Here is a 10,112-nt window from a genome sequence, read left to right on the forward strand (position 1 = left end):
TATTTTGTAGGACCGGTCCTAGCCTGACGTTGCTTGACAATCGCCTGTGCCAAACCACCCCGATGCTACGTTCTCTTGATCGAATTTCGATTTGATTTGACATGCGCGCGCGGCGGGATTTATATACGCATCGCGCAAGTGCTCGAACAAATAGGACTGGTCTTAGTCATTGCCCTCGACTGTTTCGGATTGCCCTACATACGGGCGACTCCACTATCCCGATAATTCGCTCGTTCCCCCGAGCCGGCAGCGCGATTCGCCTGCCTCACCACACGGCTTACGGATATCGCCCCACGTCCCGGCTTGCGCGCGGCCTGCGCCGCGCGCGCCGTTCGCGGCTCCTGATTTGCGCATCGATTCACGGTATTCGCTCCATGCCCATTCGACATCTCTTCGCGTCCCAGGCGGATGCCGGCGCGCCGTTCGCTTCGATCGGCGGTGAGCCGCGCGATCTGGGCCTGCTGCACCGCTACCAGCGCTTCACGCTGTATGGCGGCACCGTGCTCCTGTCGCTCGTGATGCTGTTCGCGGCGAGCATCCTGCTTACCGGCTCGGTGCGCGACTACATCTCGAAGCGTCGCGAGCTGCTCACGACGCACAAGGCGCTGGTCCAACTCGAAATCGATGCGAAGCAGGCGTCGATGCGCCGTGCGGTGATCAATGCGGAGCTGCTGTGGAACGGTCATCCTCCGCATGCGCGCGCATCGTCCGATACGCTGCGGCGCGACGGGCACGTGCTGCTGTCGCCGATGCGCGGCGCGACCGAAGTGTTCGTCGCGGCCACGCCCGATGCCACCGCCAACGGCGAATTCGATCGCTACGTGCAGTTGATGGAACGCCAAACGATCTCGATCGCGGCGGCCGAGCGCCAGACCGGGCGCCCGATCACCGGCTATGCGTACAGCCCCGATCACCGCGTGATCGCGATCACGCCGCCGCCGAACACGCCGTACCCTGACCTGCTTGCCCGCATGGGCGTTCATGACACGCATGCGTTGATCGATCGTTTGGCATTCGACGTCGTCGACTGGCGCAATCCGGCGATCGCGCGCCACTGGCGCAACACCCGCCACATCGCATGGCAGCCGCCCGCGGTCGATCCGCTTACCGGCAAGACAGTGTTTCGCCTCGTCGAGCCGGTATTCGACGGCCTCGATCACGTGATGACGTTCGTCAGCGACCTCGACGTCGATGTGATCGCCGACCGGATGGACCACGCGCCCGACGACACGGTGGCCATGCTCGTCGACGAAACCGGCCGCATCCTGCTGAGCGCGGACCGCACCGACGCGGCGACCGACGGCGCTGCGCTGATGCGTGACGCACTCGCCGATGGCGACTGGCGGCACGGCCTCGACCGGCTCACTGCGAACTATCGGGACGGCATCTTCACGGTCAGCGACCGGGTTTCCGATACGGGTTTCGCGATCGTCTATGCGTATTCGTGGCGGATGATCGCCCATGCGATCTGGCCCGCGATGCTGCGCGAATTCGGCACGACCGCGCTGATGCTCGCCGTGCTGTGGGGGCTCGTGATCACGTTCGACCTGAAACTGTTCGCGCCGCTGTTCCGCCGCTCGCGCCGCGTGTTCGAAAGTGAGCAGATGAGCCGCGCGATCATCGCGACCGCGCCGTTCGGCATCGGCCTGATTTCGCTCGGCTCGCGCCAGGTGCTGCTGCGCAACCGGATGATGGAACTCTACGAGAAGGAGGCCGGCTCACCGCCGCTGCATGAACGCCTGCTGGCGCGCTACCGCGAGCGCCAGGACGGCGACGCATTTCAGCTCGACGTCGAACTGCCGGTCACGCTGACCGATGGCCGCACGCGCGACCTTCTCATCAACTTCGTCCGCGTGCGCTACAAGGGCCGCGACACGCTGCTGTGCAGCTTCTCCGACATCACGACGCGCGCCGATGCCGAGCGCGCGCTCGGCAGCGCGAATCGTGCAAAGTCGACCTTCCTCGCGACGATCACGCACGAGATCCGCACACCACTGAACGCGATGCTCGGCAATCTCGAGCTGCTCGACAAGGCGCCCGACCCGAGCCGGCAGAAGCGCCGACTGCATGCGGTCACGTCGGCCGCGCGGATGCTGCTCGACATGCTGAACAACGTGCTCGACATGACGAAGATCGAGGCCGACCGGATGACGCTCGAAGCCACCAGCTTCCGCATCGACGACCTGATGCGCGACCTCGCCGACCTGTTCGAGCCGATGGCCGCCGCGAAGGGCGTCGCGCTGCGCGTGGATATCGACCCGGCCGTCGCGCATGCGTACGTTGGCGACCCGATGCGTGTGCGGCAGATCGTCGTGAACCTGGTCAGCAACGCGATCAAGTTCACCGATCGCGGCACGGTCGCGCTGTCGGTATCGGCATCGGCGGTCGATGCGACGCCGGTGACGATCCGCGTCAGCGATTCGGGGATCGGGATGACGGCCGACCAGCTCGCGCACATATTCGAGCCGTTCGCGCAGGCCGACAGGTCGATCGCGCGGCGTTTCGGGGGCACCGGCATCGGGCTTGCGCTGAGCCACAAGCTCGTCGAATCGATGGGCGGCAACATTGCGGTCGACAGTGTGCCGGGTGTCGGCTCGACGTTCATCATTACGCTGCCGCTGCCGCTCGATCACCGGCCGGGCGCCGCGCGTGCCGACGCGGGGGCCGACGCGCCGAACGCCCGCGTGCTGTTCGTCGACGACAACCCGGTGAACCGTTCGCTGATCCACGATCAGCTCGACGTTCTAGGCTATCCGGCCGATGTTGCGTCGAGCGTCGCCGAAGCGCTCGACCTCGTCGACCGGCACGACTATGCGCTCGTGATGACCGATCTCAACATGCCGGGACTCGACGGCTACGCGTTTGCGCGCGTGCTGCGTGAGCGAGGCCGCGCAAGGCCGATTCTCGCGGTGACCGCGCATGCCGAGCCGGATGAATTGCGCCTCGCGCGGGAAGCGGGGATCGACGAAATCGTCGCGAAGCCGACGTCGTTGAAATCGCTCGAGCTGGCGATCACGAAGCACACCGGGCCGTCGCAGGCGCCGCACGCTCCGCCACCGTCGCGCCGGCTCGGGCCGCTGCCTCATGATCTGCACAAGGTGCTTTCGGACACCGCGCACCGGTCGAATGTCGCAATCGCGCGGGCGCTGCAGGATGGCGACCTGAAGGCTGCCCGCACGGAGATTCACAGCATGCGCGGCGCGTTCGCGATGATCGGCGAGGATGAGATATCCGGTCTTTGCGCATCGATGGAAGCGTTGGCGCTGGCGGGCGACGCCGCAGCGTTCGCGCGTGAGTTCGAGCGCTATCGGCGCGACGCGAAAGAGATCCTCGAGCGACGTGCGCCAGGCGAGTCGCAACACCCGGCCGACACGTTTTCTGACATATCGGCGATGAAGTGACGAAGCGGTCCGCCGGCGCAACAGCCCTAGAATCGTTGAGCATCAAGGATGCAAGGCATCGGCCAAATGGCCAATGTCGATAAAACCGTACAAGACCGATATCAGCCCGCAGTCAATCTCGGTAAAGTGGTTGCACGTTTTCGCTTCGAATGTTCGGTCATTTCGACCTGCCAAGCATGTAATGGAATGGCGATCGAAATTCGCTGCGTAAACGAGCGCGGCCCGCAGGTGACAACAACACCTGCGGGCCGCTGACCACAACCAACTCAACAGAGGAGTTGACCATGGCTGGCGCGAATCATAACGCACCGACGTATTTCCGCGATTGTTTTTTCTCCCCGCAATCGTCGTCTCAATCTGGCCACCTCGTCCCGCACATCAGGCTGACCGACATGGCGCCGCCTGTCATGTATCTGTGGACGAAATTGTCCGGCCGGTGGATCGAGGCAGCGGGTTTCGATCCCGAGCAGCGCTTGCAGATCGAGGTATCGCACAAGCGGCTGGTGATTACCCCGATCGATGATGCGGGCAGCGATCATCGCGCAAGGCGCGAACGCCCCGACGACGATCCCGCAACGGGCCGGCAACTGGAATCGGTGATGGCAGGAGAAGCACAATGAACCAAGATGCCCCGAAGCAACACACCGACGACGTATCGTCCGATTTCGACCTTTACGACGTCGGGGAACTGGCGGCCAAGTCCGCGCTCGTGCTGAAGCTCAATGCGCTGATCGCGTCGCGTGGCCTGAGCGAGGATGAGGCTGCCGCGCTGGCCGAGATGACCCGGCCGGTGGTTACACCGGAGCAGCGCGACAGGCTTCGGAACGTTTCGCTGGAAACGCTGATAGTGACGCTCGCATCGCTCGGCCAGCATGTGGAAATCGTGGTGCGGCCCGCGACGGAAACGGGGCCGGTGGGTATCACGGTTTCGATCTGACGGTTGTCGGAGTAGATGGAAAGTAGTGTGTGCGGTGGCCGGCTCCGGCCGCCGCCAATGCGACTCAGGCGACGCACCCTCGGTCGTACCAGGGTGCCCACCGCTCCTCAGAATGGAAGTGTGTGGCACCGGAATATCTTCGGCGCTCGCATAAGGCAGCGTTAGGAGTAGCGCCATCAATGGATAGCATGACTGCGACCGGGCCCAACGGTCGCCGCCGAAGCCCCTCCGATACCACACCTGTTCAATTTAGCGTGAACGATCGTTACAACCAATCAGACCAGGCTGATTCTGCGATGCGTCAACGCGCGTCGGCAATCTCACGACGTTCGCCCCTGACGCACTGTTCAGCCATACGCTGAAACGATTCCGATACAAACAAAAAGCGGGCTGCCCGCCTGTCCGTCGCAAAAGCGCCAGACAGCCCGGGCAGCCCTTCACACACCACCGACTTACTGCTGAATCGTCGCCTGCGAAGCAAGCTTCTCGACCAGCGCAGCCATCGCCCGCTGATCCGCCTGAGCTTCGAGCTGCTGGCGCAGCACGTTCTTCGCCGCGTCGAACGTCGGCACGACGGTCTTCCGCTTCTCGTCGAGCTTCACGACCGCGAAGGCGTCGCCCACCCGAATCGGCGCCGAGATAGTGCCCGGCTGCAGCGTCGTGATCGCCTGTGCGACCGGAACCGGCACGCCGGCCGTGTTCCCTTCCGCCACCGGCGTATGCAGGTCGGCCCATTCGGCGATACCGCCGTTCGGCGTCGTGTTGAACTTCTTCGCGAGTGCGTCGAACGCGGTGCCCTTCTTCAGTTCCGCGACGATCTCGTTCGCCTCTGCCGGGCTGCGCACGGCGATCACTTCCGCGCGGTACTGGAACGGCGCGGCGCTCGCGACGATCTGGTCGTAACGTGCCTTGACCTGCGCGTCGGTCACCGGTTGCGGGCGGGCCATTTCGTGCAGGTAGAGATCCGTCGAAGCGATCGTGCGGGCACGCATCACGACCTTGTTCACTTCCGGACGGACGCCGTAGTCCGCCTTCTCGGCAGCCTGCTCGATCAGCTTCTGGATGATCAGGTTCTGCTTGACCTGCGCGCGCAGTGCCGGCGTGTCGGGCTGACCGGACGTCTTGATCGCTTCGTCGATGTCGATACGCGGAATCGGCACGTTGTTCACGACCGCCTCGACACCCGGCGGCAATGACGAATCGGGTTTCGGGCCGGCGGCGCGCGCAGCTGGCATGCCGCCGGCACACGCGAGTGCGATCAGGGTGGATACGATGGAAAGATGATGCTTCTTCATGAAGTGTCCTTCATTGTGGAGTGGAAAAGCCGCGCAATCGCGGCGACAGGGAAAGCAGCGTGGCCGCTGCAGGCGACCGATCGGGTCGGCGCCAGGATGGCCGCGCGCACGCGAATACGCGACGGCGTGTCGGGAACGTGAAGCGGGCGCCCGCAGACAGAGGTGAATGCCCTGCGCTCGCATGAGGCAGCGTTCTCCCAACCTGCGACCTGAAGGGTCGATGAACGGCCGAGCCCACCGGCCGCCGCAAGGCATTCACGTGTGTCCGCGCGCCACGCATCGCTCGATCGGGTCGATCGGCGCGCGCATGCGGCCGGGAAAAAGACGCTGCCCGAAGCCGGGCAGCGCATTGAACGAAGACATGCTTCGGATACGAGGCGTCGGGCACATACCATGCGGCCGCCCGACCTGCGCATTGTCGAAGAACGATCAGCGTCCGCACAATCAGCCGGGTCCTAATACGCGTAATTTCTTCGATCGCTCGCGCGGCAGACGCGCCCGTGTTCATGCGACTTCGCCCGCCGGCAACGCAAGCGGGTTCGCTGTCACCCCATCGATCATCGTCCGACCTCCTCATCAAGCCGAAGCCAGCCATCCCGGCCCCGAATGTCTTGCATTAAAGACGCAGACAACGCCGATCTCCATCGGACAGGTCTTACATGGGCCCCGCGATACGCCTGAATCAGACCGGGCCTACAAGGACACGTCCAACAGGTCTTCCTGTCGGCATACGCAAGAGGTACGCACGTTTCCAATCTTCAAACTCAACCGTTTAGGACATGTCCTATTCATTTGCCCATGGCACCTGCATAAAGTGGAGCGCATCACGGCACCGGGCCTTCCACTTCAACCGGAACGACAGCCCGCGATGCCATCCGGCGCCATGCTTCGCATCGCGAAGTGTTGTCAGCCCTCCCGATTCACGATGCAGCCGCTCGCCGCCCGACGCACGAACGGCTTTCCGGAGAGCCCCCCCATGCAGATCACCTCGCACGACATGCCCACGCTCGCCGACATTCCCCGACTGCCGGCCGACCTCGCCGATACGACGCAATCCGTATCGGTCGAAGCGCAGGCCGCGCCCGGCATGCTCGACGAGTCCGTCGCCGCAGCCACGCAAACGTTGATCGAGCGCGGCGATCTCTCCCGCGCTGCCGAGCTTGCCGTCATGCACTGGCAACAGCATCCCGCTTCGCCGGCGGCGGCGTTCAATTGCGGTTATGCACTTCAGATGGCCGGGCGTCACGCGGAAGCGATCGTTCCGTATCGCGAGACGCTCGCGCTCGCGCCCGCATGGCCATCGCTGAAGAACAATCTCGCGCTTGCGATCCGGCAATCGGGCGGTGATCCCGAGCTGGAACACGCCTTCATCGAAGGCGCACTCGACGACGATCCGGGCAACGCAAACGCGTGGACCAACGCGGTCATCACGCGCCTCAATCGCTTCGACCTGGACGGCGCACTGCGCGCAGCCACGCGTGCCGTCACGCTTGCGCCGGACAGCCCGCTCGCGGCCAACAATGCGACCGCCGTGCTCAAGGAAGCGCAACGGTGGGACGAAGCCGAGCAGTACGCGCAACGTGCTTGCGCCCTCGATCCGAAGGACCTGGCGCACCGCCACAACCTGTCGCTGCTGCGGCTCGCGCGTGGCGACTTCGCATCGGGATGGAACGATTACGAGGCGCGCTGGCACGGCGCGGCGGAGCTGCGCGACACGCTGCCCGGGTTTGCCCGGCCGCGCTGGGGCGGCGAGTCGCTTGCCGGCAAGACGCTGCTCGTCTGGGGCGAACAAGGCATCGGCGACGTGTTGCAGTTCAGCCGCTACGTGCCGCTGCTCGCGGAGCGCGTGCATCGCGAAGGCGGGCGGCTCGTGTGGAATGTGTTTCCGCAGATGGGCGCCCTGATCGAACGCAGCCTCGGCGATCACGCCGACGTGTTCGATACTCATACCCGCGTCGAGCACCTGCCCCACTTCGACTACGAACTGCCGCTGATGAGTATTCCGTGGATGCTCGGCCTCGACACGGATGCCCTCTTCATGTCAGCGCCTTACCTCCATGCGGATGCCGCAGCCACCGACGCATGGCGCCACGCGCTATCCGGCGAGACGCGGCTGAAGGTCGGCCTCGCGTGGACAGGCAGCCTCACCCATCAACGCAACCGCTTCCGCCGGGTCGGGCTCGAGCGCTACGCCGATGCGTTTGCCGGCATGCAGAAGGACGTCGCGTTCTACTCGCTGCAACCGGGCGCGCAGCATGACGTTGAAGCCGCGAAGGCGACCGGGTTCGACGTGATCGACATGACGCGCGAATGGAAGACGCTCGACGACACCGCCGCGTTCGTCGGCGCGCTCGATCTGGTGATCACCGTCTGCACGTCGGTCGCGCACCTGAGCGGCGCGCTGGGCCAGTCCACCTGGGTGCTGCTCGATGCGAACCCGCATTGGGTCTGGCAGCATGACCGGCGTGACAGCCCGTTCTATCCGAGTGCGACGCTTTATCGCCAGCGAATGTTCGCAGACTGGCGGCCGGTGCTCGACGAGGTGACGGTGGACCTTCGGAATCGCGTCGGCAGGTAACCGGCCGCCACTCAGCCTCCGACTGGTCCGGCAATCGGACCGGTCGAATCGCCGACCACGACGCCAATCGCGCCAATGACGTGGCCGACGGCCCGGTGCCGCTTCGCCCGCCAACGATACGAAGCCCCCGGCGCGCGCAGCTCGCCGTCAGCCAGCCGATTGCATGAACCCCGCCGCGGCCGCGCAAACATCCCGGTCGCAAATCCACGCTCGTTCTCCCCCCACTCGCCACCGCCAACGCGCGCGCCACGGAAGGAAATTTTTCCCGACCGGCACGCCGTTTAACCATCCCTGACATCGTTGATCGAGAGTCCGAACCCGGTCCGGACCAGTCCGAAAAAATTCGTTCAGGGGTTGGCTTTCCGTCCGATGGTTCCGCCCTGCCGTCGCTCATAGACTCGCCGTACTGCCCGACAGCACCCAGCTATGCGCCGGGCACGGCGCCGCGTTGTCACGCGGCAGGTGGAACGAAGCCATGCGCGGTACGCACTCCGAGGGCGTGCGCGACGGCAAGGAAAAACGGACAGCATGAAGACCGAACACGGGCCTCGCCACGAAATCGTCGTGTGCGCGGTCGACGTCGCCGTCATCGTCGCGATCGCGGCCGCGACGCACCGAGGATCGCTCGGATCATTGGCCACGCTCAGGACCGAATCGCTGCTGGTCGGCGTCAGCGCACTGCTCGCGGCGTTCCTGCTGCGGCTCGCGGGCATCGGCCTCGACGGCCGCCCGCATCCCGCAATGCGCTACGCACTGCGCACGCTCGCGCTGTGGCTCGTCGTGCAGGGCTTCGTGTTCGTGAAGCTGCTCGCGCTGACCACCGTGACGATGCTGCTGCTGACATGGTTCTTCGACTGGACCGTCGGTGTCGCGATCGTGCTCGTCCTGTTCCGGATCGCGTTGAGCATCGCGCGCCGGCGCAGCCTGCGCGTGCCGGCGACACCCGCCCGCGTGGCCGTTGTAGGCGACAGCGCCCGCATCGCACGACTCACCGACGCACTGGGCGACGCCGCGTCGCACTACCGGATCGTCGGCGCATGCGAAACGATCGGCGACACGCTGCCGCCCGCCGCCCTGGCCATCTTCGTGGAAACCGTGCGCCGCGAGCACGCCGACGAGATCTGGATCGCGCTGCCGCTCGACGACGACGCCACGATCACGCGCGTGATCGACGAATTCCGGCACGACTTCGTCGAGCTGCGCCTGATGCCCGACGTCAGCAAGCATGCGCTGTTCGGAAGCCGTATCGAGGAGATCCTCGGCGAGCCGGCGATCTCGCTGGCCGCACCGCCGCTGTCGCGCGGCGCGCTGGCCGCGAAGGCGGTCTTCGACCGGCTGTTCGCCACCGTCGTGCTGATCACGCTGATGCCGCTGCTGCTCGCGATCGCCGTCGCGATCCGGCTGACCTCGGCCGGACCGGTGCTGTTCACGCAGAAGCGGCGCGGCGCGGACGGCCGCACGTTCGACATCTACAAGTTCCGCACGATGCGCGTGCATGCGCCGTCGCCCGGGACGGTCGTGCAAGCGAAACGCAACGACCCGCGCGTGACGAAAGTCGGCGCGTTCCTGCGCCGCACGAGCCTCGACGAATTGCCGCAGTTCATCAACGTGCTGTTCGGCGACATGTCGGTGGTCGGCCCGCGCCCGCATGCGGTGGAACACGACGCGCAATACCGCACGCTCGTCGACGGCTACATCCACCGCTACCGGATCAAGCCCGGCATCACGGGCTGGGCGCAGGTCAACGGCCTGCGCGGCGCGACCGAGCAGCTCGAAAGCATGCAGTCGCGTGTCGAGTACGACCTGTACTACCTGCGCAACTGGTCGTTCGCGCTCGATCTTCGAATCATTGGCGCGACGGTGCTGAAAGGGATCGTGCATCCCAACGCGTACTGAACGGC

7 protein-coding genes are annotated in these 10,112 nt (G+C 65.2%); 6 read left to right on the forward strand and 1 reads right to left on the reverse strand.

Going from position 1 to position 10,112, the window contains the following annotated elements; translation table 11 throughout:
* The first annotated feature begins 101 nt into the window (after window positions 1-101).
* From C5O79_RS26250 to C5O79_RS26265, 4 genes are read left to right on the forward strand one after another with little or no spacing between them, the layout of a single operon-like run.
* Entirely contained in the window at window positions 102-3,401 is a 3,300-nt protein-coding gene (locus tag C5O79_RS26250) for an ATP-binding protein (RefSeq protein ID WP_236862355.1), read from the forward strand.
* Between the two features lie 48 nt (window positions 3,402-3,449).
* Window positions 3,450-3,656 carry a hypothetical protein gene (locus C5O79_RS26255; protein WP_131931852.1) on the forward strand — a complete coding sequence of 69 codons (207 nt, stop codon included), beginning with the start codon at window positions 3,450-3,452 and terminating at the stop codon, window positions 3,654-3,656.
* 29 nt (window positions 3,657-3,685) lie between these two features.
* Complete coding sequence (locus C5O79_RS26260) at window positions 3,686-4,021, forward strand: SymE family type I addiction module toxin (RefSeq protein WP_122474681.1); 336 nt, start codon at window positions 3,686-3,688, stop codon at window positions 4,019-4,021.
* Window positions 4,018-4,338 (forward strand): XRE family transcriptional regulator, encoded by a 321-nt coding sequence (locus C5O79_RS26265; RefSeq protein WP_122474680.1) that lies wholly within the window; start codon window positions 4,018-4,020, stop codon window positions 4,336-4,338. The genes C5O79_RS26260 and C5O79_RS26265 overlap by 4 nt, the downstream gene beginning before the upstream one ends.
* Window positions 4,339-4,790: 452 nt before the next feature.
* Here C5O79_RS26265 and C5O79_RS26270 read toward each other — a convergent pair whose 3' ends face one another.
* Window positions 4,791-5,633 (reverse strand): peptidyl-prolyl cis-trans isomerase, encoded by an 843-nt coding sequence (locus C5O79_RS26270; RefSeq protein WP_122474679.1) that lies wholly within the window; start codon window positions 5,631-5,633, stop codon window positions 4,791-4,793.
* Window positions 5,634-6,609: 976 nt separating this feature from the next.
* Here C5O79_RS26270 and C5O79_RS26275 point away from each other — a divergent pair.
* Together C5O79_RS26275 and C5O79_RS26280 are read left to right on the forward strand one after the other, a co-directional pair.
* On the forward strand, window positions 6,610-8,211 hold the full coding sequence (locus C5O79_RS26275; RefSeq protein WP_122474678.1) for a hypothetical protein: 1,602 nt from the start codon (window positions 6,610-6,612) through the stop codon (window positions 8,209-8,211).
* A 528-nt stretch (window positions 8,212-8,739) separates the two neighbouring features.
* Entirely contained in the window at window positions 8,740-10,107 is a 1,368-nt protein-coding gene (locus C5O79_RS26280) for an undecaprenyl-phosphate glucose phosphotransferase (RefSeq protein ID WP_122474677.1), read from the forward strand.
* Window positions 10,108-10,112: the final 5 nt, after the last annotated feature.

Origin of the sequence: Burkholderia sp. SRS-25 (assembly GCF_004343765.1) — a bacterium.
In the GTDB taxonomy this organism is placed as follows: Bacteria; Pseudomonadota; Gammaproteobacteria; order Burkholderiales; family Burkholderiaceae; genus Burkholderia; species Burkholderia contaminans.

Bases quoted from the DNA above. Each gene is read 5' to 3' on its own strand.
- C5O79_RS26250 (WP_236862355.1), top strand. From the start codon at position 102: ATGCGCGCGCGGCGGGATTTATATACGCATCGCGCAAGTGCTCGAACA.
- C5O79_RS26255 (WP_131931852.1), top strand. From the start codon at position 3,450: ATGCAAGGCATCGGCCAAATGGCCAATGTCGATAAAACCGTACAAGAC.
- C5O79_RS26260 (WP_122474681.1), top strand. From the start codon at position 3,686: ATGGCTGGCGCGAATCATAACGCACCGACGTATTTCCGCGATTGTTTT.
- C5O79_RS26265 (WP_122474680.1), top strand. From the start codon at position 4,018: ATGAACCAAGATGCCCCGAAGCAACACACCGACGACGTATCGTCCGAT.
- C5O79_RS26270 (WP_122474679.1), bottom strand. From the start codon at position 5,633: ATGAAGAAGCATCATCTTTCCATCGTATCCACCCTGATCGCACTCGCG.
- C5O79_RS26275 (WP_122474678.1), top strand. From the start codon at position 6,610: ATGCAGATCACCTCGCACGACATGCCCACGCTCGCCGACATTCCCCGA.
- C5O79_RS26280 (WP_122474677.1), top strand. From the start codon at position 8,740: ATGAAGACCGAACACGGGCCTCGCCACGAAATCGTCGTGTGCGCGGTC.